Source organism: Stagnihabitans lacustris (assembly GCF_025950525.1).
GTDB lineage: Bacteria > Pseudomonadota > Alphaproteobacteria > Rhodobacterales > Rhodobacteraceae > Stagnihabitans.
In genome coordinates this window covers 498,728-521,416 of record NZ_JAPDGS010000001.1, presented here as the reverse complement: position 1 = coordinate 521,416, position 22,689 = coordinate 498,728, and the positions used below count along the sequence as shown (strand labels likewise).

Here is a 22,689-nt window from a genome sequence, read left to right as displayed (position 1 = left end):
CCGGAGATATTTGGGCCGGAGATATTTGGGCCAAGGTGAAAGGGAAAGAGACGCCTCGTCCGGATGGCGCAGGCGCAAGGTCAGGGCGGACGTCCCTGAAGGCGCGCGGCACCTTGGCTTTCATACTGACCCAAATGTTCCCGCCGGAGGCATCCCCAAGCCGGTTGGGCGGCAGCCCAGAGGCGAGAAAAAACAATGCGCGGCACGCGCGCTATTGGATCACCCCAGGATGCGGTCGCTGACTTCGGCCGATTTCTGGATATCGGCCAAGGTCAGGCTTTCGATCAGCACCAGGTAAGACCAGAAGACCTCGGCAAAGACCTTGCGGATGCGGCAGGTCTCTTCGTCGCTGCAATCCTCGCAGCGCTGATAGGCGCGGCGCGACAGGCATTGCAAGGGCGCGATGGGCCCGTCGATCATCCGCAAAAGCTCTGATACCGAAATCGCTTCGGGCGGCTTGATCATCTGATAGCCCCCCGACCTGCCCCGGGTCGAGGCGATATAGCCCGCGTTGCGGATCTCCAGCAGGATATGTTCCAGGAACCTTTTCGGCGCACCCGAACGCCTGGCGATCTCTTCGATCGTCAGCGCCTCGGGGGCGGGACCGGCGGCCGCATCGGCCAGGGTCAAAAGCGCCTTCAGCGCATATTTCATCTTCTGCGTGATCATGCCCAAGACCTAGACGGAAGAGCTACCGGAATCAACGCGTAGCTTGACCGCAAAGCGCGTGAATTGTCGCAGCCGGCGCGACAATTCCCCCCTACCCCGGCTTTCCCGGGCGGATCGCCCAACACTGCCACAATCGCGCCGCGAAAAGACCTTTTGCGCCGCCAGTGCCGTCCAAATTGCGCCCCAAGCCGCGCCTAGCCCTTGGACAGGATATTCCGGCCCGCTTCCCGCACGGGCGTCACAGATTGGAGAACCCCATGACCACTTATGTCGGCACCGCCCTGAACGATACGATCACCGGCTCGACCTCGGCCGACAGCATCACGGGCCTTGACGGCAACGACCTGATTTCAGGCGATGCCGGTGTCGACAGCATCTATGGCGGCAATGGCAATGACACGCTGACGGGTGGCGCGGGCAATGACATCCTGGATGGCGGGGCGGGCATCGACACCGCCTCGTATAGCGCGTCAACCGTGGCCGTGGTGGTCAGCCTGGTCACCGGCGCCGCCAACACCGGCGGAGACGCTGCGGGCGATGTGCTGACCGGGATCGAGAACCTGATCGGCTCGGCCCTGGCGGACCGGTTGATCGGCAATAGCTCGGCCAACCTTCTGACCGGCGGATCGGGCAATGACACTCTGGTGGGCGGCGGCGGGGCCGATACGCTGGACGGCGGGGTTGGCACCGATATCGTCGATTTCTCGGCCGTCACCACGGCGGTGACGGCGACGATCAACGCGACCGGGTCCAGTGCGGGGGGCGAGACCTATAGCTTCATCGCCATCGAGGGCCTGATCGGCTCTGGCCTGAACGACACGCTGACGGGCGATGGCGCGGCCAACAGCCTTTCGGGGGGGGCGGGCGACGATCTGTTGCGCGGCGGCCTTGGGTCGGACACGATCGACGGCGGCGCGGGCAAGGACACGGTGAGCTATGCGACCGCGACCCAGGGGGCCAACATCACCATCGGCGGTGCGGCCGGTTCGGGCGGCGAGGCCTCGGGCGATGTGCTGACCAATATCGAGGTTCTGATCGGCACGGCCTATGGCGACACGCTGGGCGGCGATGGCGCGGCCAACACGCTGTTTGGCGGCACGGGCAACGACAGCCTTCTGGGCGGCGCGGGCGATGACAGCCTTGACGCCGGCGACGGCAATGATGCGATGCAGGGCGGCGCGGGGGCCGATGTGCTGAACGGCGGCCTTGGCACTGACCAGGCCGACTACAGCGGGTCGACCCTTGCGGTCAATGTCACGATCAACGGCAGCGCCAACACCGGCGGAGACGCCGCGGGCGATGTGCTGGTGGGCATCGAGAACCTGCTTGGCTCGGCCTATGCCGATACGCTGACCGGCGATGCCGGCAACAATGCGATCTATGGCGGGGCGGGGATCGACATCCTGGTGGGCGGCGGCGGTGCCGACTATCTGGACGGCGGCGCGGCCAATGACACCGTGACCTATGCCACCGCGACCGCGGGCGTCCATGTGATCCTGGGCGATGTCGGCAAGGCGGGCGATGCGACGGGCGATGTGCTGGTCAATGTCGAGACCGTCATCGGCACCAATTTCAACGACACGCTGGTCGGCGACACCAATGCCAACGCGCTTTTCGGCGGGTCGGGCGATGACCTGCTCAAGGGCGGCGAGGGCGCCGATACGCTGGACGGCGGCGCGGGCAACGACCAGGTGGATTATTCGACCTCGACCGTGGGGATCTCGATCACCGTGGGCTCGGGTTCGGGCACCGGAGGCGATGCGACGGGCGATGTGCTGACCGCCATCGAGGGCGTCTTCGGGTCGCAATTCAACGACACGCTGGGCGGCGATGGCGCCAACAACGTGCTGGGCGGCAATGGCGGAGACGATGTGCTGACCGGCGGCGCCGGGGCCGACAGCCTTTACGGCGGCGAGGACGACGATTATCTGAACGGCGGCGCCGGGGCCGATGTGCTTTCGGGCGGTGCCGGGGTTGATACGGTCGATTACGCGGCATCCGGCGCGGGGGTCACGGTCAACCTGGCCACCGGAGCCGCCTTGGGCGGCGATGCGGCGGGCGATGTGGTGACGGGGGTCGAGAATGTCATCGGCTCGGGCCTGGCTGACAGCCTGACCGGCAATGGCGACGCCAATATCCTGAACGGGGGTCTTGGCAACGACACGCTGATCGGCGGCGCCGGCAACGACATCCTGATCGGCGGCGCGGGGGCCGACAACCTGGACGGCGGCGAGGGCGTCGACATGGTCGACCTGTCGGGCTCGACCACGGCGATCAACTTCAACATCGGCACCGGGGTCCTGACCGGATCGACCGAGGGCGCCGATGTGCTGACCTCGATCGAGGGCGTCGCGGGTTCGGCCTTTAACGACACGCTGACCGGCAGCGCGGGCGACAACATCATCCGCGGCGGCGCGGGGGCTGACGTCATCACCGGCAATGGTGGGGTGGATACGGTCGATTACACCGGGTCCGACGCCGCCGTCATCGTCGATCTTGGCGCGCAGACGGTCGAGGGCGGCCATGCCGCGGGCGACACGATTTCGGGCATGACCAATGCCATCGGCTCGGCCTGGGATGACAGCATCGTCGGCAACACCGCCGACAACCTGATCATCGGCGGCGAGGGCGCGGACACGATCAACGGGTCGGACGGTCTGGACACCGTGTCCTATGTCGGCTCGGCGGCCGGGGTGAACATGTCGCTGAACGGCGGCTGGGGCACGGGCGGGGCCGCGGCGGGCGACAACCTGGTCAATATCGAGAACCTGATCGGCTCGTCTCATGGCGATACGCTGGTGGGCGATGCCGACAACAACAACATCGCGGGCGGCGACGGCAATGATGTGCTGTCGGGCGGCTCGGGCGGGATCGACACGCTTTACGGCGGGGCGGGCGACGACACCTATGACGTGGCCACCGCGGAAACCGTGATCTTCGAGGCCGCGGGCGGCGGGATCGACACGATCCTGACCAATGCCGAGCTGGCGCTTGGCGACAACTTCGAGAACCTGACCCTGACCGGGCGGCTGGACATCTCGGCCACGGGCAATGCGCTGGACAATGTGATCACCGGCAACTCGGGCCTTGCGGGCTTTATCGGGATGCGCGGCTGGAACCTGCTGCAGGGCCTTGCAGGCAATGACACGCTGGTCGGGCTGAACGGCGACGACACTTTGGACGGCGGCACCGGCACCGACAGCATGGTCGGCGGGCTGGACAACGACACCTATATCGTCGACAGCCTGTCCGATATCGTGGTCGAACTGTCGGGCCAAGGCGTGGATACGGTCCTGACCGACCTGACCTATACCCTGACCTCGGTCTTCGTGGAAAACCTGACCCTGACGGGCAGCGCCAACGCGACCGGCACCGGCAATATCGGCGCCAACGTCCTGACCGGCAACGCGGGCAACAACGTGCTTTACGGGCTGGAGGGCAATGACTCGCTGTTGGGCGAGGCGGGCGACGACACGCTTTACGGCGGCGCGGGCAACGACGTGATGACGGGCGGCGCGGGCGACGACACCTATTACGTCGACAGCACCAACGACAAGACGGTCGAGGTCATCAATGCTGGCACCGACACGGTCTATTCCTCGGTGACGCTGACCCTGTCCACCCATGTCGAAAACCTGATCCTGACCGGAGCCGCAGTGAATGGAACGGGCAACGCGTCCAACAACGCGATCACCGGCACGTCCGGGGCCAATTCGCTTTCGGGCCAGTTGGGCGACGACACGATCCTGGCCGGGGCGGGCAATGACACGCTGGACGGCGGCGGCGGCAACGACCTCATGGCGGGCGGCGCGGGCGACGACATCTATAGCGTGGATGCCACCGCCGACATCGTCACCGAAATCGACGGCGAGGGCTTTGACATCGTCAACTCCCTGGCCAGCTTTACCCTGACCGGATCGGTCGAAAAGCTGGTGCTGACCGGGTCACAGGGCGTCAGCGGCACGGGCGGCGAAAAGGCGGACTGGATCGTCGGCAACTCGGGCAACAACCTGCTGACGGGTCTGGCCGGAGCCGACACGCTGGAGGGCGGGTCGGGCGCCGACACGCTGGACGGCGGCACGGGCAACGACAGCATGATCGGCGGCACCGGCAATGACATGTTCATCATCGACAGCGCCAATGACATCATCGTCGAGGACCTGACCGGCGGCATCGACACGGTCGTGACCTCTTTTGCCATCGGGCTGATGGCCAATGTCGAAAACCTGACCCTGGTCGGCACGGACAACCTTTCGGCCTCGGGCAACGAGGTCGCCAACGTCCTGACCGGCAACGATGGCAACAACGCGCTGTATGGGCTGTTGGGCAATGACGCGCTGATTGGCGGGGCCGGCAATGACACGCTGGACGGCGGCGAGGGCAATGACAGCCTGACCGGCGGCCAGGGCGATGACCTTTACCTGGTCGACAGCGCCACCGATGTCGTGACCGAGGGCCTGACGGCGGGCACCGACACGGTTCAGACGACAGTGACCTTCTCTCTGGCTTCGGTCGCCAATGTCGAGAACCTGATCCTTCTGGCCGGGGCGCTGGACGGGATCGGCAACGCGGGGAACAATATCCTGACCGGCAATGGCGTCGCCAATGCGCTGGATGGCGGGGCGGGCAATGACACGATCTATGGCGGGGTCGGCAATGACATTCTGACCGGCGGGGCGGGGAACGACTATCTGGCGGGCGGGGTGAACAACGACGTCTACATGGTGGACAGCCTGGGCGATGTGGTCTTCGAGGCCGCGACCCAGGGGATCGACACGGTCCAGTCCTCGGTCAGCTACACGCTGACGGCCAATGTCGAACGCCTGACCCTGACCGGCAGCGCGGGCATCACCGGCACCGGCAACGAGCTGCACAACATCCTGACCGGCAATGGCGGGGCCAATCGGCTGACCGGCCTGGACGGCAACGACACGATCAACGCGGGCGCCGGAAGCGACACGCTGGACGGCGGGTCCGGCAATGACATCATGACCGGCAGCACCGGCAACGATGTGTATTACGTCGACTCGGTGATGGATGTGGTGGTCGAGGCCGCGGCCGGCGGCACCGATACCGTGATCTCGACCGTGTCCTTGGTGTTGGGCAACCAGGTCGAGAACCTGACCCTGACCGGTCTGGAGGGGCTCAGCGGGATCGGCAACGCGCTGAACAACGTGCTGATCGGCAATGACGGCGCCAATGAGCTGATCGGGGATACCGGCAATGACACGCTGACCGGCGGCCTTGGCAATGACACGCTGGACGGCGGGGCGGGCAATGACAGCCTGACGGGCGGGGCGGGGGACGATCTCTATATCGTCGATGCCACGACCGACAAGGTGATCGAACTGACCGGCGGCGGCACGGACAAGGTCCTGTCCTCGGTGACGCTGACCCTGGCCGGCGCGGTCGAGGATCTGGAGCTGACCGGCGCCCAGGCCCTGAACGGGACGGGCAACACGCTGAACAACCGGCTGACGGGCAACGAGGCCGCCAACTTCCTGTCGGGCCTGGCGGGTCTGGACACGCTGGAAGGGGGGGCGGGCAACGACACGCTGGACGGCGGGGCGGGCACCGACAGCATGGTCGGCGGCGCGGGCGATGACCTTTATGTCGTGGACAATGTCGGGGATGTGATCGTCGAGGCCGCCGGCGGCGGGGTGGATACGGTGCAAACCGCGCTTGGGCACACGCTGGGGGCAGAGTTCGAAAACCTGGTCTTCACCGGCACTGCGGCGCTGATCGGGGTGGGCAATGCGGCCGACAACCGGATGACGGGCAACAGCGGCGCCAACCAGCTTTTGGGCGGGGATGGGGCGGATGTGCTGCAGGGCAACGGCGGCAACGACCTGCTGAACGGCGGAGCGGGGGCCGATACCTTCGTCTTCGTCACGGCGCTTGGCAACGGGATCGACACGGTGGCCGACTTCAACGCTCTGGACGGCGGAGCGGCCGAGGGCGACCGCTTCGAGTTCCGCGGCTTGCAGGTCGGAACCTTTGCCTGGCTTGGCACGGACGCCTTCACCGGCGGGCTGGATCATTCCGAAGCCCGCGTGCAGGGCAACCAGCTTCTGGTCGATACCGATGGCAGCGGGGTGGCCGATATCACGATCACCCTGACCGGCCTGACCGATGCCAACCAGCTGAGCGCGCTGGACTTCCTGTGGACCTGACCGCCGCCTGATCGCTGGCCCAGATCAAATTGAGCGCGCAGCGCGCGCAAGATTTTTCATCTCGCCTCTGGCCTGCGGCCAACCGGCTCGGGCAGCGCGCGCGGACCTCGGGGCGCAGGCTGGCACCAGATTGACACAGCACTGAAAAGGCGCGCGGGTCCCCCCTGCGCGCCTTTGGCTTTCAGACTTGCCCAAATACTCATCTTGGCGCGGGATCGCTCCCCCTTTCAGACTGACACAAATATCCCGGGGGGCGCGTCAGCGCGGGGGCAGCGCCCGCTTCACCCGTTCAACAAGGCCAGCGTTTCGGCCCTTGCGGGCATTGAGGGCGCCGTGCCCGGCCTTGTGACCGAGATCCCCGCCGTGGCAGAACCGAACCGGCAGGCCTCGACCGGGTCTTGACCCTCGGCCAGCGCTGCCGCGAAACCGCCGTTGAACGCATCGCCCGCCCCCGTGGTTTCCACCACCGGCCCCGCCTTGAAGGGCGGGATATGGACGGTGCGGGTGCCGTCATGGAACAAGGCGCCCTTGTCGCCCAGGGTGATGATCGCAGCCCCTGCCCCCAATTCGCGCAGGCGGCGGGCGGCCACTTTGGCCTCGGCGACCGAGGTCACGGGCAGGCCGGTCAGGGCCTCGGCCTCGGATTCGTTCGGCGTGACGTAATCGCAAAAGCCCAGCATCCCCTGGGGCAGTTGCGCCGCGGGGGCCGGGTTCAAGATCGTGGTGACGCCAGCCGCCCGCGCCAGTTGCAGGGCGTAAAGCGCCACCGGGATCGGCTGTTCCAGTTGGGTGATAAAGACCTGCGCGCTTTCGATCAGCGCCTTGTTGGCGTCGATATCGGCGTTGGAAATATCGGCCGCCGCCCCGGGCGAGATGATGATGGCGTTATTGCCCGTCGCATCCTCGATAAAGATATAAGCCGCACCGGTATAGCTTTGGGGGTCCTGGGTCACGGCCGGGTGAACCCCCGCCTTGGCCCAGGTGGCCAAAGCAATATCGGCAAAGGCATCGGCGCCGAGGCGCGAGATGAAATGCGTCTCGGCGCCTGCCATGGCCGAGGCGACCGACTGGTTCGACCCTTTGCCGCCCGGTCCCAGAACGAAACTGCGGCCAAGGATGGTCTCGCCCATCTTGGGCTGGCGGGCGGCGCGATAGGCGGTGTCGGCGACGAAAACGCCGAGATTGACAACTTTACCCATCACTTTGCTCCTTCGGGCGCGATGACGCCCTTGCGGAAGATGAAGCAGCCGTAGAACCGGCGTTCACCGGTCTGGATCACGGCATAGGCCTGTTTTGCCGCCTCATAAAAGGCAAAGCGTTCGACCGAGACCATGGGGCGCGGCTGGCCTTCGGCGTGGTCGATAGCGGCCTGGACCTCGTGTTGCACGGGCGGGATTTCGGCAGGCGCGCCCACGACCTCCATCCGCGCGGCATGGTCGGGGACGAATGTGTCCAAGGGCAGGACGGAGAGGATCGCTTCGGCGGCCTCGGCCGTCGTCAGGTTCTCCATCCGCAACAGCTGTCCGGTCGTGGTCTGGCGCGCGATGGCATCGCTGGGGAAGTTGGTATCGGCCAGGACCAAAGTGTCGCCGTGACCCATGGCACGCAGCACCTGGATCACCTCGGCGTTCAGGCGGTTGTCGAAGTTCTTGAGCATGTATCCTCCCCCTTTGCGGAAAGGCCGGGGGTTTTGCACCCCCGGACCCCCGCAGAATATTTAAGCCAATGTGAAAGCAGGCCGTCAGGCCAATATGTTGCGCACCGCGTCGGCCAAGGCAAGGCCGAGGGTGACTTGCGCTTCGGCCTCATAATGGATGCCGTCGATGGCAGAGACCGCGATATGGGCGCCCGCATCAAAGAAAGGCAGGCCGCTGCGCTGGCACATGGACTGGATCGCGGCGGCAAGCTGGCGGGATTTCGCGGCGCCCTCGCTGAACATCTGGGCAAGGCAGCCTTGTTCCAGGATCGGCGGCGGGGCGACGATCAGGATTTTCGTGCGCGGCGCCTGGGTGCGGATCACCTGCGCCAGCCGTTCCAGGCAAAAGGCGATGTCATGGGCCGAGACATGGAAGCAGTGCTTCAGGTCATTGGTGCCCAGTTTGACGATGACCAGGTCCAGCGGCTTGTGGGATTCCAGCAGGGCGGGCAGCACGGTCAGCCCGTTGCGATGCGGTCCCGACATCGGATCATCATGCACCGTGGTGCGGCCCGGCTGGCCTTCGTTGATCACCTCATGGCCGGTGGCTTTCGCCAGAACCGAGGGCCAGCGCGCCGCATGGGGAAAGCGGCCGTCGAAATCCAGCGCGGGCATCGGCATGGTGCCATGGGTGTTGCTGTCACCAAAGCAGAGAATGGTCATCCGATGCGCTCGCCGCTGGCGGTGTCGAACAGATGGACCTGGCCAAGGTCGGGCGTCACATGCAGCACCTGCCCCGGCTTGAAGGCCTGGCGTTCACGGACCACGGCGACGAGTTCCTGATCGCCCGCGCGCAAGACAAGGTGGATTTCGGCGCCGGTGGGTTCGACCACGACGACATGGGCTTCGGTTCCGTTCGGCGTCAGGGCCAGATGTTCGGGGCGGATGCCGTAGGTCACTTTGCGGCCCTCGGCGGCGCCGGGCGGCAGGGGCAGGTTCAGGCCGGGGGCGGTAAAGCGTCCATTTTCAACGCGGCCTTCGATCAGGTTCATCGCCGGAGACCCGATGAAACCGGCGACAAAGGTGTTGGCCGGGCGGTCGTAAAGGTCAAGCGGCGCGCCGATCTGGCTGATGCGGCCATCGCGCATCACGACGATTCGGTCGGCCATGGTCATGGCCTCGATCTGGTCATGGGTGACATAGACCGTCGTGGTCTTCAGCCGCTGATGCAGTTCGCGGATTTCGGTGCGCATCTGGACGCGGAGTTTGGCATCCAGGTTCGACAGCGGCTCGTCGAACAGGAAGACCTGCGGGTTGCGGACGATGGCTCGGCCCATGGCGACGCGCTGGCGCTGGCCGCCCGACATGGCGCGGGGATAGCGCGCAAGGTAAGGCGTCAGACCCAGGATCTCGGCGGCCTCGGACACGCGCTTGTCGATCTCGGCCTTGGGCATCCCCGCCATCTTCAGCGGAAAGCCCATGTTGGCGGCCACGGTTTTATGGGGATACAAAGCGTAGTTCTGAAAGACCATGGCGATGTCGCGTTCGGAGGGCGCGATGTTGTTCACCACCCGGTCGCCGATGGAAATCGTGCCGCCCGAAATCGCCTCCAGCCCCGCAAGCATTCGCAACAGCGTCGATTTCCCGCAGCCCGAAGGCCCGACCAGCACGACGAATTCGCCGTCCGGAATGTCGACATTCACGCCATGCACCACTTGCAGCCCGCCATAGGCCTTCACCAGGTCGCGGATTTTCACTTCGGCCATCGGTCTCTCCCCCTCAGTCGCCCTTTTGGTAGCCGCGCCGGGGGCCCTTTGTCCACCACGAACGCGTCTTCTGGCGTGCTAACATGTCAGTGCTTGACTTGCGCGCCCGGCTTGGTGAATGTCAATGCAAGTCTGACCGGACCGGAGGACCCTGCGGGGGGTCGGGATGCGGACGACAAACACCCGGGCGAACCCTGGGGGCTCTTGCGGAGGAAGAGATGAAAACCGGACTTTACGACTATGCCATGCGTCGGGGCATGACCCGTCGCGGCGTGATGCAATCGGCGGCCTCTGTGGCGGCCCTGTCGATGATGGGCGGCGCCTTGAAGCCGCGCGCGGCCCTGGCGCAAGACGACCTTCGGGCGCAGATCCTGGCGATCCCGGGCGTCGGCGCGGGCTCTCCGACCGATGCCGATTGGCAGAAGGTGGGCGAGCTGTGCCTTGGCGCCACCAAGGCCAATGTCGCCGAGGGCGAGTTCGCCGGCGTCGAGCTGACCTTCCTTGGCCTGAACAACCAGAACCTGCACAACCTTTTGTTCCGCGGATTCTTGAAGTCCTGGGAGACCTATACCGGCGCCAAGATCAACTGGATCGACCTGGCGCAGGCCGACTATAACCCGCGCCTGCAACAGGCGATTGCCACCGGCACCGTCGATTTCGACATCATCGAGATGGGCGCTCCGTTCGAGGGCGACACCGCGTCGAAAGGCCTGCTGGACGAGATGCCGGATTGGGTCAAGGCCCAGATCGACATGGACGACTATGTGAACTACCTGAAGGCGCCGGTTGGCACCTGGGACGGCAAGACCTATCGGATCACGGTGGACGGCGACTGCCACACCTTCGCCTATCGCAAGGACTATTTCGGCGAGGGCTCGATTTCGGGCATGGCCGAGGCGCCGATGCATTGGGAAGACGTCAACGCGGCCTCTTTGGCCGTTGTGGGCAAGACCGACCCGCTGACCGGCTCTCCGGCCTTTGGCTTTTTGGACCCGCTGAAGGGCTGGGGCGGCTTTGGCTTTTACTTCCTGGAGGACCGCGCTTCGGCCTATGCCAAGCATCCCGACGATCCGGCATGGCTGTTTGACGCCGACACGATGAAGCCGCGCGTCAACAACCCGGCCTGGGTGCAGGCGATCCAGGACGTGATGGACCTGATCAAGGGCAATGCCCTGCCGCCCGACCAGATCAACGCCGACCCCGGCACGACCGCCTTCCAGCAGTTCCTGGCCGGCACGGGCTCGATGATCACCTGGTGGGGTGATGTGGGTTCGAACGCCAAGACCTCGGACTCGTCGGTCATCGGCGATGTCGTGGGCTTTTCGATCAACCCGGGTGCGAAAAAGGTCTACAACTCCAAGACCTCGGCCTGGGAGGAAAAGGAAAACTTCGCGCCCAACATGGCTTACCTTGGGTGGGGCGTCTATGTGACCTCGCGCGTGTCCACGGACGAGAAAAAGCGCAAGGCGGCCTGGTCGGCGGCGGCGCATCTGGGCGGCAAGGACTTGTCGCTTTGGACCGCGGCCTACCCTTCGGGCTTCCAGCCCTATCGCAACAGCCACTTCAACTATGACGAATGGGCGGCTGCGGGCTACGACAAGGCCTTTGTCGAGGATTACCTCGGGTCGAACGCCGACAGCTACAACCACCCCAACGCCGCGATCGAACCGCGGATTCCGGGCATCTTCCAATACTATTCGGTTGCGGAAGACGAACTGGCCAAGGGCTTTGCCGGTCAATATGCCAGCGCGCAAGAGACCGCCGATGCCATCGCCGCCGCCTGGGAGAAGATCACCGACCAGATCGGCCGTGACGCGCAAATCGCGCTGTATAAGGCTTCGTTGGGGATGTAACCCAAAGCATACCGGGGGCCAAAGGGCCCCCGGCCACTTTTTCAGGGTGCGTGCTTGCACGCACCTTTTCTATCGGATGACAGCATGAGCAGCGGCGAATATCTTCATGTCGTGACGGTGGACGACATCTCCTCCGGGCGCAGGCTTTTGGGGCGCGCGATGATCTGGGGGAGCCTTGGGCTTCTGGCGCTGGTCGCGGGACTGCAAAGCCAGCAGGTCTGGGGAGGCCAGGACCTGGGCTTCACCAATTGGCGGCCGACGCTTTACGCCTATCTGGTGTTTTCCATCTGCCTGTGTTGGGCGCAAGTGATCTTGCGCGGAGAGCAGGGCAAGCGCACGCTGTTCGTCCTGCCGGCCGCGCTGTTCGTCGTGTCGCTGACCGTGTTTCCCTTGCTGTTTGGCATGATCATTGCCCTGTCGGATTGGAACCTGTCTTCGCCGAACGGTCGGCAGTTCAACGGCTTGGACAATATCCGGCAGATGTGGGCCGACCCGTTCTATTGGAACGCGCTGACCAATATGATCTGGTATTGCCTGGCGATCCTGCCCGAATATATCGTGGCCTTTGGCCTGGCGCTGATGCTGAACACCCAGATCCGGGCGCGGAAGTTCTTTCGCGTGGCCTTCCTTTTGCCCCTGATGCTTTCGCCCGTTGCCGTCTCCTGGATGATCGGCAAGTCGATGCTGGTGATCCAGCCCGCAGGCCCCATCATCCGCCTGTTGCGAACCATGGGCGTCGAAAGCCCGGCGCTGTTTTCCAACGGCTGGACGGCCAAGGCGGTCATCATGGCCATGGATGCCTGGACCTTTATCCCTTTCATGATGATCATGATCCTGGCAGGCCTGCAGGCCATCCCCAAAGAGCTGCAAGAGGCCGCCCGCGTCGATGGCGCCACCGGCTGGAAGTCGTTCTGGGAGGTCACATTCCCCCTGATGCTGCCGGTGTCCATCACCGCCCTGCTGATCCGCCTGATCTTCAAACTGAAGCTGGCCGATGTGATCATCAACGTGACCTCTGGCGGGCCGGGGGGGGCGACCGATAGCGTCACCTCCTTCATCTTCCGCGAATATCGCGACCGGTCGAACGTGGGCTATGGCACGCTTCTGGCCATGGTTTACCTGGTCATCATCATCGTGGTGATGACCGTCTTGATGAAATTCGCCGACAAGGCACTAAGGCCCCGGACCTGACATGAGCCAGATTTTCCACGACGCCCCCGCCGACCGCCAGTTCCGCGCCAAATGGTTCACCGGCCGCGTTGCCATCTATGGCGCGCTGCTTTTGTGGGCCTTCATCTGCCTCTTCCCGATCTATTGGACGGCCACGACCTCGTTCAAGGCGGCGGCGGATGTGATGAAGGGCTCGATGATCCCTTACGTCGATTTCGCGCCGAAATGGCTGGGGTGGAAGTCGCTTGGCCTCTCGCCCGAGACGATCTTGCAGGACTCCACCGTGCGCGAAGAGTTCCTGCGACGGTTCTGGAATTCCACCATCATCGCGGGGAGTTCCTCGGTGCTGGCCACGGTGATCGGGGCCATGGCGGCTTACGGTCTGACCCGGTTCCAGTTCAAGTTCCTGTGGATGAAGAACGACGACATCTCGTTCTTTTTCCTCAGCCAACTGATCCTGCCGCCCGTGGTCCTCGCCCTGCCCTTTCTGGTCCTGTATAAAGAGCTGGCGCTTCTGGACAGCCATGTCGGCCTGATCGCCATCTATACGCTGTCGGTCCTGCCCATCGTCATCTGGATCATGAAGGACCAATTCGCCTCGATCCCGACCGAGCTGGAAGAGGCCGCCATGGTCGATGGCCTGTCGATCTGGGGGGCCTTCCTGACGATCATCCTGCCGATTGCCCTGCCCGGCATGGTGGCCGCGCTGATCCTGTCGCTGGTCCTGACCTGGAACGAATATTTCTTTGCCGCCCTTCTGACCTCGACCTATGCCAATACATTGCCCGTCATGGTCGCCAGCCAAACCGGGTCGCAGGGCATCTCCTGGTGGTCGATGGCCGCGCTAAGCTTCGCCGCCATCCTCCCCCTGATCGTGATCGGAATTGGGCTGGAGCGGTTCATCATCAAGGGCATGGCGGCGGGGGCGGTGAAGTAATGCTGAAAGGGATCGACCGCCGCCTGACTGCCGAGGTCCTGCATGTCCTGATGCAGATGGGCCATGGCGATGACCTTCTTTTGTGCGACATCAACCACCCGGCCGCGACCATCGCCGCCCGGACGACCCATGGCCGGCTGATCGACATGGCGGGCTGCGACCTGCTGCAGGCGGCCGAGGCGATCTTGTCGCTGATGCCCCTGGACACATTCGTCCCCGCCCCCGTGGCCCGGATGCAGGTCGTGGGCGCGCCGGGCCGCGTCTTGCCGCTGTTCGAAGAGTTCCAGGCGCTGTGCACGCGGATGGAGGGGCGGGCGATCACCCTGAACCCTCTGGAGCGCTTCGACTTCTACGAGGCGGCCAAGTCCTGCTTTGCCGTGATCCGCACATCGGACCCCGGGCCTTATGGCTGTTTCATCCTGAAAAAGGGTGTGATCGACCTGCCCCGGTGACGGGTTGGGGGTGACGGGTTGGGGGTGACGGGGTGAACCCCGCCGCTACCCAATCGGCCCCGGCCGCGCTTCTTCTGACAAAAGCACATTGGCCTCGACATTGCCCACGCCTGGCAGGGTCATCACCCGCCGTCGCAGGACGCGTTCAAAATCGGGAATATCGCGGGCCACGACCCGCAGCCGGTAGTCAAACAGCCCCAACACATGCTGGACCACCTGAACCTCGGGGATGGCCACCACGGCGCGTTCAAAGTCCTCGAAACTGCCGCGCCCCTTGGCGGCAAGCTTGACCCCCAGGAACACCGTCACGCCAAAGCCCAAGGCCGCGCGGTCGGTCTCGATGCGCAGCCCCTGCAGCACCCCCGCCTCCTCCAGCCGCTTGACCCGGCGCCAGGCGGCTGGCTGCGACAGCCCCAGCCGCCGCCCGAGTTCGCCTGCCGAAAGATCGCCCTCCAGCGAGAGCCCCCGCAACAGCGCCCGGTCGGTGTCATCAAGGTCAATCATAGCGGCAGCCCCTCCGACTCCTTGATGGTGGAGATCAGCATGAGCGCCTCGACCTCCGAGATATGCGGCAGGCCGAGGATCTTTTCGCGGTAGACCTCTTGCCAATGGCCCATATCGCGGGCCACGGCGTTCAGGCGGACATCCACCCTTCCAAGGAAGGTCTCGATGCCGACGACCTCGGGCACGCCCCTTGCCGCCGCGATGAATTCGTCAAAGGCGCGGGGGTTGGTCTTGTCCAGGGTGAACCGCAACGAGACCTCGACCGCATAGCCCAAGGCGCGCCAGTCGATCCGCGCCCGCACCGCCTTGATGACGCCCGACGCGCGCATCTTCTCCAGCCGGCGGCCCAAAGTGGCGGGCGTCACCCCGGCGCGTTCGGCCAAGGCGCCCCGCGGGGCCCCGGGCTCGGCCAGCCAATGGCGCAGGATGCGGCGGTCGGCATCGTCCAGCATGAAATCTTCACCTTTGGTCCAAATGACGCATGAACCTGCGCAGATCGCCGCCGAAATGTCAAACTTTGCACCGATCCGCGGCAAAATCCCCGTATCCTGCCCCCATCAAACAAGGAGAACGCCATGCGCGTCTATTACGATCGCGATTGCGATGTGAATCTGATCAAGAACACCAAGGTCGCCATCCTGGGCTATGGCTCGCAAGGTCACGCCCATGCGCTGAACCTGCGCGATTCGGGCGCCAAAGAGCTGGTCATCGCTCTGCGTCCCGGTTCGCCCTCGGCCAAAAAGGCCGAAGCCGAAGGTCTGCGCGTGATGGGCATCGCCGAGGCCGCCGCCTGGGCCGACCTGATCATGTTCACCATGCCCGACGAACTGCAGGCCGACACCTACAAGAAATACGTCCATGACAACCTGCGTGAGGGCGCTGCGATTGCCTTCGCTCATGGTCTGAACGTCCACTTCGGCCTGATCGAGCCGAAGGCCGGCGTCGATGTCATCATGATGGCCCCCAAGGGCCCCGGGCACACCGTGCGCGGCGAATACACCAAGGGCGGCGGCGTCCCCTGCCTGGTGGCCGTTCACCAGAACGCGTCGGGCAAGGCGATGGAGCTGGGCCTCTCCTATTGCTCGGGCATCGGTGGCGGCCGTTCGGGCATCATCGAGACCAACTTCCGTCAGGAATGTGAAACCGACCTGTTCGGTGAACAAGCCGTGCTGTGCGGCGGCCTGGTCGAGCTGATCCGCATGGGTTTCGAAACCCTGGTCGAGGCTGGCTACGAGCCCGAAATGGCCTATTTCGAGTGCCTGCACGAGGTCAAGCTGATCGTCGACCTGATCTATGAAGGCGGCATCGCCAATATGGATTACTCGATCTCGAACACCGCCGAATATGGCCAATATGTCTCCGGCCCGCGGATTCTGCCCTATGCCGAGACCAAGGCCCGGATGAAGGCAGTTCTGTCGGACATCCAGTCGGGCAAGTTCGTGCGCGATTTCATGCTGGAAAACGCCGTGGGCCAGCCGACGATCAAGGCCTCGCGCCGGTCGAACGACGAGCATCAGATCGAGCTGGTCGGCAAAAAGCTGCGCGACATGATGCCCTGGATCTCCAAGGGCAAGATGGTCGACAAGGCCCGCAACTGAAGCCGGGCGGCGGGGTGAACCCCGCCCGACCGCAGGATGAGGGGCCGGGGGGAAACCTCCGGCCCTTTCGCTTGGCGGGTAGCCCCGGGCTACGCAACCGCACCAGAGCGCGTCAAAACTCTCCCCCTCCCGCCCCCCCTGCAGGAAAAGCGCCCAAGACCCTGCCTCCCAGTCGGCAGGGCGACGCTTCCGATCCAAGGCCGTCGGTGCAGTCGGCAGGGCCCGCCCACCGCAGGTGCCACCGCCAAGCAAAAGGCCCGCAGCTCTGCTGCGGGCCTTTTGCTTGGCAATCTCCGATCACCTTATTCCCAGCAGGACACCAGCACCGTCATCCCCCGCGCCGCAGCCGTCAGGGCGTCGGGAGAGGCCTTGGCGGTCGCGGTCGCCGCCGACAGCGTCAGCCCTGCCCCGGCCGGATCGCTCAGCGCCGAAGTCAGCGCGCCCGAGGTCGCAACAAAGCCCAGGCCCTCCGGCAGGCCCTCGGGCACCGGGATCAGCATCCCGATCACCGCGCCCGAAGCATCCAGCACCGGGCCGCCAAGGTCGCCCTCTCGCGCCGTGATGCCCAGCCGCGCCAGGCCCTTTTCCCCGTTCAGCCCCGCGGCCTCTTCCAGCGTGCCCCGCGTCAGAACCGGCGCCGACAGCCGCTCGCCCCAGGAATAGCCCGCCAACGTCACCGGAGCCCCAGCCTGCGGCGCCCCCGTGGCAAAGGCCGCATAGGCCCGCGGCGCCACCGGGGTTTTCGGCGTCAACACCGCCAGATCGCCCAGCAGCTTCACATCCACCTCGGTCCGGTGATCCAGCGTCACCGTGCCGCAGGCCTGCACCGCCGAAGCCAGCGTCACCACCGCCCCCTTCGGATCGACAAAAAACCCAGTCGCCGAGGACTTGGGCTTTTTCGCCGAAATCCCCGCGATCAGCCCGCGCTTGACGGCCTCGTCCAAGGGCACCAGCCCCGGGTCCATCGCCTTTTCCCCGGTCGACCGGAACGAGCTTTGCACCAGCGGCAAGACCCGCTCCATCTGCGCCGAAAGCGCCACATCCCAGGTCAGGACAAAGCCCTTGACGTTGCCGCCCGCCACCGTCGCATAGGCCAGCGAGGCGATCTTGTCGTTCGCCCCACGGATGGTGAAATCCTCTTCGCCCAAGGCGCGCTCGCCATTGGGAGGCATCGTGTCCAGCGTCTGCAGCACCTCATACAGGCCCGAAAGCGCCGCAGAGGTCCCGGGTTCCGAAATCAGCATGGCCGAAAGCCCCGCGCCATCCTTGCCTTTGTAGCGGACAAAGGGCGGGGCGTAGCCGTCGAAGTCCAGCATGGCCATGGGAAGCGTCAGCTCGATCCCGGCTTCGGGTTCGCTCACCAGTTCAAAGCCAAACAGGCCCTCTTCGGAGCGATACCCCTCGGTCAGGCGGCTGCGCTGCGCCGTGGTCAGGACGCCGGTCGGCTCCAGCCCCTGGGCCTCTTGCCAGGCGGCCATCGACTTGCGCGACCCCGCCCCGATGCGGCCATCGACCTTGCCATCGTAAAAACCGAACCATTTCAAGGCCATTTGCAGGTCTTGGCGGTCCTTGTCGCCAAGCGCCGCCTCCGAGGCCTTGGCTTCGGCGACGGTCTCGTCGGGAAGGCCGGGTTCCGCTGCGGCCACAGGTTCGACCACAGGTTCGGCCACAGGTTCGACGGCCGGGGCCACGGGCTCTGCCACCTGGGCGGCGTCGGCTCCGGGATAGAAGACCGGCCCAAGGCTCGCCCCGTCGGTGATATAGCTGTCGGCCGGGATCGTGCCCGCCGCGGTCAGGCTGGCCAGCAGGTCCACCGCGCGGTCCGACGACATCGGCCCCACCGCGATCCCATACCAGCCGCTGTCCAGCGCATAGCCCTTGACCTCGGGCAGGACGCCCGCATAGGCCGCGGCCCTTTCCTGGGCCTTGGCCAGATTGGGCTGGGCCTCGATCTGCAACCAGACCTGATCTTGCGCCACCGCACCCCGCCCGAGACCCAAAACCAGGACCACAAACGCCACATACAACCGAAACCTGAACCGAGACCTGAAAATCCGCATCTTCTTCCGTGTTCCAAAGCGAAGCCGATGGGCTCCCTGTCGGGGTGCGACAATAGAAACAATCCGCGGCAAGGTCACTCCCTGAAATGGCCGAAAGCCTGCAAATGCAGGCGCGCGACATTGACCCGACCGCAGGGCTTGCCTATGGAGAAGGCGCATTCGCGAAGAGGCCCCACCATGACCGCACCCCTGCCCACGCCCAAGAGCTTCCAAGAGATCATCCTTCGGCTGATGACCTATTGGGCGGGCCATGGCTGCGCCATCCTGCAGCCCTATGACATGGAGGTCGGCGCGGGCACTTTCCACCCGGCGACCACGCTGCGGTCCTTGGGGACCAAGCCCTGGGCCGCCGCCTATGTGCAACCCTCACGCCGGCCGACCGATGGCCGCTATGGCGAGAACCCCAACCGGCTGCAGCACTATTACCAGTATCAGGTCATCATCAAACCCTCGCCGCCTAATTTGCAGGACCTGTATCTGGGAAGCCTGGCCGCCATCGGTCTGGACCCTTCCATCCACGACATCCGCTTTGTCGAGGACGACTGGGAGAGCCCGACCTTGGGCGCCTGGGGTCTGGGCTGGGAGGTCTGGTGCGACGGGATGGAGGTCAGCCAGTTCACCTATTTCCAACAGGTCGGCGGCCATGATTGCAAGCCGGTCTCGGGCGAGCTGACCTATGGGCTGGAGCGTCTGGCCATGTATGTGCTGGGCATCGACCATGTCATGACCATGCCCTTCAACGATCCGCAGTCGCCGATCCCGTTGACCTATGGCGATATCTTCCGCCAGACCGAAGAGGAATATTCGCGCCACAATTTCGACGCCGCCGATACCGCGATGCTGTTCCAGCATTTCGAGAACGCCGAAAAGGAATGTGCCCGCCTGCTGGACGTGCCTGAGGTCGACCCCAAGACCGGCAAGCGCATCATCATGGCGCATCCCGCCTATGACCAGACGATCAAGGCCAGCCACCTGTTCAACCTGCTTGACGCGCGGGGCGTGATTTCCGTGACCGAACGCCAAGCCTATATCGGCCGCGTCCGCGCCTTGGCCAAGAAATGCGCCGACGCGTTTCGGATGACGGAAGCCGGCGCCGATGCGGCGGTGGTGTCGTGAATGGCAAGTTCGTCGTGGGTGCCATCGTGCTGACTGCGCTGGCCGCGGGGGCGGTGGTCTATTACATGCAGGAATATGGGCCCTATACCCAAGTGACCTTCACCCCGGGCTCCGAAATCCTGCTGACCGCGCTGTCGGGCACGGCCGAGGCCATCCCGGTGCGCGACGTCAAGGGGATCGACGGCACCTCCTCGCCCTTGAAGTTCCGCGCCTGTTTCGTGGCCGAGCAAAGCCTCGCCACCCTGACCGAGGCCTATACCGTCTATGAAAAGCCCACGCCTCTGATCGCGCCGGGCTGGTTTGACTGTTTTGACGCCGATGCGATCGGCGAGGCGCTGGAAAGTGGCGAGGCCGTGGCCTTTCTCTCTCAGGCCGATGTCGTGCCCAACACAAATGATGTCGAAATCGACCGCGTCGTGGCGGTCTTCCCCGATGGCCGGGCCTATGCCTGGAACCAGCTTGCCCCCGGAACGGAGAAGTAAATGGACCTTCTGATCGAACTTTTCTCCGAGGAAATCCCCGCCCGCATGGCCGCCAAGGCGCGTGAGGATCTGAAATCCATGGTCACCCAAGGCCTGGTCGATGCCGGGCTGACCTATGCCAGCGCGGGCGCCTTTTCGACTCCGCGCCGCCTGACGCTGTCGGTCGAAGGCCTGTCGTCCGAAAGCCGCCCCGTGCGCGAGGAACGCAAAGGCCCCCGCGCCGATGCGCCGCCTGCGGCCTTGGAGGGCTTCTTGCGCTCCACCGGTCTGAGCCTGGACCAACTGGAGCGCCGCGAGGACAAGAAGGGCGTCGCCACCCTTTACGCCGTGCTGGAAAAGCCCGGCCGCCGCGCGCCCGAGATCATCGCCGAAGTGCTGGAGGCCACGATCCGGACCTTTCCCTGGCCCAAGTCGATGCGCTGGGGCTCCGGCACGCTGAAATGGGTGCGCCCGCTTCATTCGATCCTGTGCCTGCTGTCGGATGAAAGTGGCGCCCATGTCGTGCCGATGTCGGTCGATGGGATCACCTCCACCAACACGACCGAGGGCCACCGCTTCCTGTCCAAGGGCCGCTTCCCGGTGACGGGGTTTGACGACTACGCGGTGAAGCTGAAACGCGCCCATGTCGTGCTGGACCAGGCCGAGCGTGAAGCCGCGATCCTGCAAGGCGCCCAGAACCTCGCCTTTGCCGCGGGTCTGGAGCTGGTCGAGGACCGGGGGTTGCTGACCGAAATCGCGGGTCTGGTGGAATGGCCGGTGCCGCTGATGGGCCGGATTGCGGAAGGCTTCCTGCATCTGCCGCCCGAGGTCCTGCAAACCTCCATGAAAGAGCATCAGAAGTTCTTCTCGGTGAAGAACCCCCGGACAGGGCGGATCGAGGCCTTCGTGACTGTTGCCAATACGGAAACAGTGGACCAGGGCGCGACGATCCTGAAAGGCAACCTGAAGGTGCTGGGCGCCCGCCTGTCGGATGCGCGCTTCTTCTGGGACAACGATTTGCGGGTGGCCAAAGCGGGCATGGGCGAATGGCTGGAAGGCCTTCGCCCCGTGACTTTCCACAACAAATTGGGTTCCCAAGCCGACCGCATCACCCGGATCGAGGCCCTGGCCCGCGACATCGCCCCCCTGGTGGGCGCAGATGCGGACGTCGCCGCCCGCGCCGCCCGCCTGGCCAAGGCCGACCTGCGTTCGGCCATGGTCGGAGAGTTCCCCGAACTCCAAGGCAAAATGGGCCGGTATTACGCGCTGGAGGCCGGGGAGACCCCCGAAGTCGCCAACGCCGCCCGCGACCACTACTCCCCCTTGGGTCCGACCGACACCGTCCCCACCGACCCCGTCTCGGTCGCCGTGGCCTTGGCCGACAAAATCGACACCCTGACCGGCTTCTGGGCGATTGATGAGAAGCCCACGGGCAGCAAGGACCCCTTCGCCCTGCGGAGGGCGGCTCTGGGGGTGATCCGGCTGGTGCTGGGGAATGGGCTGACTATTGGACTGTCGAAACTGATTTTGTCTGGGTTTGATAAGAACCGCGAGGCGGTTGCGCTGATCAACGCGCGTTGGGTCGAAGCGGGAAATCCGATGACAGCAGTTGATATGGACCCGACTGTTACGTCAGCCGACCTCCTTGCCTTCTTCCACGACCGGCTCAAGGTCTTCCTGAAAGACCAGGGCATCCGCCACGACGTCATCGACGCGTGCCTGGCTTTGCCCGGCAATGACGACCTGACGCTTCTGGTGAAACGCGCCGAGGCTCTGGCGGCTTTCCTCAAATCCGAGGACGGGCCGAACCTCCTGCAGGGTTTCAAGCGGGCCAATACGATCCTGACCCAGGCGGAACAGAAGGACGGCGTCGAATATTCTTACGGCGCCGATATCAAATTCGCCGAGACCGACGCGGAACGCGCCCTGTTTGCCGCCCTCGATGCGGCGGAAAAATCCATCACGCCCGCCATGCGCGCCGAGGACTTCCCCGCCGCCATGGCCGCCATGGCGACGCTCCGCGCCCCCATCGACGCCTTCTTTACGGCCACGCAGATCAACGCGGACAATCCGATCCTGCGCAGGAACCGGTTGAACCTCCTCCACCGTATCCGGGCGATCTGCTCGGGCGTGGCCGACCTGACCCGGATCGAGGGCTGACAAGGCAGCAAGGGGCGCTGCCCCTCGGCGCTTCGCGCCTCACCCCGGGATATTTGGGAAAAGATGAAAGCCAAGGCGCGCCTCTTTCCGTTCATCTTTTCATAAATATCCCACGGGTGGGTCCGGGAGGGTGT

The 22,689-nt window shown here is 64.8% G+C and carries 17 protein-coding genes; 9 read left to right on the top strand and 8 right to left on the bottom strand.

Annotated features, from left to right (window positions below):
- Positions 1-219: 219 nt before the first annotated feature.
- Positions 220-669, bottom strand: a complete 450-nt coding sequence (locus tag NX862_RS02530) for an RrF2 family transcriptional regulator (RefSeq protein ID WP_264492294.1) — start codon at positions 667-669, stop codon at positions 220-222.
- Between the two features lie 257 nt (positions 670-926).
- Between NX862_RS02530 and NX862_RS19365 the strand changes: the two genes are divergently transcribed.
- Positions 927-6,842, top strand: coding sequence for a calcium-binding protein (locus tag NX862_RS19365; RefSeq protein ID WP_319800859.1), 5,916 nt, complete (start codon positions 927-929; stop codon positions 6,840-6,842).
- 281 nt (positions 6,843-7,123) lie between these two features.
- On the opposite strand, the gene NX862_RS02500 is transcribed toward NX862_RS19365, so the two are convergent.
- The 4 genes from NX862_RS02500 to NX862_RS02485 all read right to left on the bottom strand — a co-directional run bounded on the left by NX862_RS02500 (position 7,124) and on the right by NX862_RS02485 (position 10,244).
- Positions 7,124-8,041: a ribokinase gene (locus NX862_RS02500; RefSeq protein WP_264492293.1), complete on the bottom strand. Its 918-nt coding sequence runs from the start codon at positions 8,039-8,041 to the stop codon at positions 7,124-7,126.
- Complete coding sequence (locus tag NX862_RS02495; RefSeq protein ID WP_264492292.1) at positions 8,041-8,499, bottom strand: RbsD/FucU family protein; 459 nt, start codon at positions 8,497-8,499, stop codon at positions 8,041-8,043. The genes NX862_RS02500 and NX862_RS02495 overlap by 1 nt, the downstream gene beginning before the upstream one ends.
- An 84-nt stretch (positions 8,500-8,583) precedes the next feature.
- Entirely contained in the window at positions 8,584-9,201 is a 618-nt protein-coding gene (locus NX862_RS02490) for an SGNH/GDSL hydrolase family protein (RefSeq protein WP_264492291.1), read from the bottom strand.
- A complete protein-coding gene (locus NX862_RS02485; protein WP_264492290.1) occupies positions 9,198-10,244 on the bottom strand; it encodes an ABC transporter ATP-binding protein in 1,047 nt (348 codons plus the stop codon). The genes NX862_RS02490 and NX862_RS02485 overlap by 4 nt, the downstream gene beginning before the upstream one ends.
- Positions 10,245-10,462: 218 nt before the next feature.
- Here NX862_RS02485 and NX862_RS02480 point away from each other — a divergent pair, with 218 nt between their 5' ends.
- The 4 genes from NX862_RS02480 to NX862_RS02465 all read left to right on the top strand — a co-directional run bounded on the left by NX862_RS02480 (position 10,463) and on the right by NX862_RS02465 (position 14,656).
- Positions 10,463-12,097, top strand: coding sequence for an extracellular solute-binding protein (locus tag NX862_RS02480; protein WP_264492289.1), 1,635 nt, complete (start codon positions 10,463-10,465; stop codon positions 12,095-12,097).
- 84 nt (positions 12,098-12,181) lie between these two features.
- Positions 12,182-13,288, top strand: coding sequence for a carbohydrate ABC transporter permease (locus NX862_RS02475; protein WP_264492288.1), 1,107 nt, complete (start codon positions 12,182-12,184; stop codon positions 13,286-13,288).
- 1 nt (position 13,289) lies between these two features.
- On the top strand, positions 13,290-14,204 hold the full coding sequence (locus tag NX862_RS02470; protein ID WP_264492287.1) for a carbohydrate ABC transporter permease: 915 nt from the start codon (positions 13,290-13,292) through the stop codon (positions 14,202-14,204).
- Positions 14,204-14,656 carry an RbsD/FucU family protein gene (locus NX862_RS02465; RefSeq protein WP_264492286.1) on the top strand — a complete coding sequence of 151 codons (453 nt, stop codon included), beginning with the start codon at positions 14,204-14,206 and terminating at the stop codon, positions 14,654-14,656. Before NX862_RS02470 ends, NX862_RS02465 begins: the two co-directional genes overlap by 1 nt.
- Before the next feature lie 45 nt (positions 14,657-14,701).
- On the opposite strand, the gene NX862_RS02460 is transcribed toward NX862_RS02465, so the two are convergent.
- Both NX862_RS02460 and NX862_RS02455 read right to left on the bottom strand, forming a co-directional pair.
- Entirely contained in the window at positions 14,702-15,160 is a 459-nt protein-coding gene (locus NX862_RS02460) for an Lrp/AsnC family transcriptional regulator (protein ID WP_264492285.1), read from the bottom strand.
- Positions 15,157-15,612: an Lrp/AsnC family transcriptional regulator gene (locus NX862_RS02455; protein ID WP_264492284.1), complete on the bottom strand. Its 456-nt coding sequence runs from the start codon at positions 15,610-15,612 to the stop codon at positions 15,157-15,159. Before NX862_RS02455 ends, NX862_RS02460 begins: the two co-directional genes overlap by 4 nt.
- Positions 15,613-15,735: 123 nt before the next feature.
- On the opposite strand from NX862_RS02455, the gene ilvC reads away from it, so the two are divergent.
- The gene (ilvC, locus tag NX862_RS02450) at positions 15,736-16,758 is read left to right on the top strand and encodes a ketol-acid reductoisomerase (RefSeq protein ID WP_264492283.1); all 1,023 of its coding nucleotides are present in this window, start codon (positions 15,736-15,738) and stop codon (positions 16,756-16,758) included.
- Between the two features lie 302 nt (positions 16,759-17,060).
- Here the strand turns inward: ilvC and NX862_RS02445 are convergent, their stop codons facing one another.
- Positions 17,061-18,737 carry a serine protease gene (locus NX862_RS02445; RefSeq protein WP_264492282.1) on the bottom strand — a complete coding sequence of 559 codons (1,677 nt, stop codon included), beginning with the start codon at positions 18,735-18,737 and terminating at the stop codon, positions 17,061-17,063.
- Between the two features lie 258 nt (positions 18,738-18,995).
- On the opposite strand from NX862_RS02445, the gene NX862_RS02440 reads away from it, so the two are divergent.
- The 3 genes from NX862_RS02440 to glyS are packed head-to-tail and all read left to right on the top strand — an operon-like array spanning position 18,996 to position 22,555.
- The gene (locus tag NX862_RS02440; RefSeq protein WP_264492281.1) at positions 18,996-19,934 is read left to right on the top strand and encodes a glycine--tRNA ligase subunit alpha; all 939 of its coding nucleotides are present in this window, start codon (positions 18,996-18,998) and stop codon (positions 19,932-19,934) included.
- On the top strand, positions 19,931-20,416 hold the full coding sequence (locus NX862_RS02435; RefSeq protein ID WP_264492280.1) for a DUF6446 family protein: 486 nt from the start codon (positions 19,931-19,933) through the stop codon (positions 20,414-20,416). Before NX862_RS02440 ends, NX862_RS02435 begins: the two co-directional genes overlap by 4 nt.
- On the top strand, positions 20,417-22,555 hold the full coding sequence (glyS, locus tag NX862_RS02430; RefSeq protein WP_264492279.1) for a glycine--tRNA ligase subunit beta: 2,139 nt from the start codon (positions 20,417-20,419) through the stop codon (positions 22,553-22,555).
- Positions 22,556-22,689 lie beyond the last annotated feature (134 nt).

Coding starts and splice junctions, on each gene's coding strand:
- NX862_RS02530 (WP_264492294.1), bottom strand. CDS start 669: ATGATCACGCAGAAGATGAAATATGCGCTGAAGGCGCTTTTGACCCTG.
- NX862_RS19365 (WP_319800859.1), top strand. CDS start 927: ATGACCACTTATGTCGGCACCGCCCTGAACGATACGATCACCGGCTCG.
- NX862_RS02500 (WP_264492293.1), bottom strand. CDS start 8,041: ATGGGTAAAGTTGTCAATCTCGGCGTTTTCGTCGCCGACACCGCCTAT.
- NX862_RS02495 (WP_264492292.1), bottom strand. CDS start 8,499: ATGCTCAAGAACTTCGACAACCGCCTGAACGCCGAGGTGATCCAGGTG.
- NX862_RS02490 (WP_264492291.1), bottom strand. CDS start 9,201: ATGACCATTCTCTGCTTTGGTGACAGCAACACCCATGGCACCATGCCG.
- NX862_RS02485 (WP_264492290.1), bottom strand. CDS start 10,244: ATGGCCGAAGTGAAAATCCGCGACCTGGTGAAGGCCTATGGCGGGCTG.
- NX862_RS02480 (WP_264492289.1), top strand. CDS start 10,463: ATGAAAACCGGACTTTACGACTATGCCATGCGTCGGGGCATGACCCGT.
- NX862_RS02475 (WP_264492288.1), top strand. CDS start 12,182: ATGAGCAGCGGCGAATATCTTCATGTCGTGACGGTGGACGACATCTCC.
- NX862_RS02470 (WP_264492287.1), top strand. CDS start 13,290: ATGAGCCAGATTTTCCACGACGCCCCCGCCGACCGCCAGTTCCGCGCC.
- NX862_RS02465 (WP_264492286.1), top strand. CDS start 14,204: ATGCTGAAAGGGATCGACCGCCGCCTGACTGCCGAGGTCCTGCATGTC.
- NX862_RS02460 (WP_264492285.1), bottom strand. CDS start 15,160: ATGATTGACCTTGATGACACCGACCGGGCGCTGTTGCGGGGGCTCTCG.
- NX862_RS02455 (WP_264492284.1), bottom strand. CDS start 15,612: ATGCTGGACGATGCCGACCGCCGCATCCTGCGCCATTGGCTGGCCGAG.
- ilvC (WP_264492283.1), top strand. CDS start 15,736: ATGCGCGTCTATTACGATCGCGATTGCGATGTGAATCTGATCAAGAAC.
- NX862_RS02440 (WP_264492281.1), top strand. CDS start 18,996: ATGACCGCACCCCTGCCCACGCCCAAGAGCTTCCAAGAGATCATCCTT.
- glyS (WP_264492279.1), top strand. CDS start 20,417: ATGGACCTTCTGATCGAACTTTTCTCCGAGGAAATCCCCGCCCGCATG.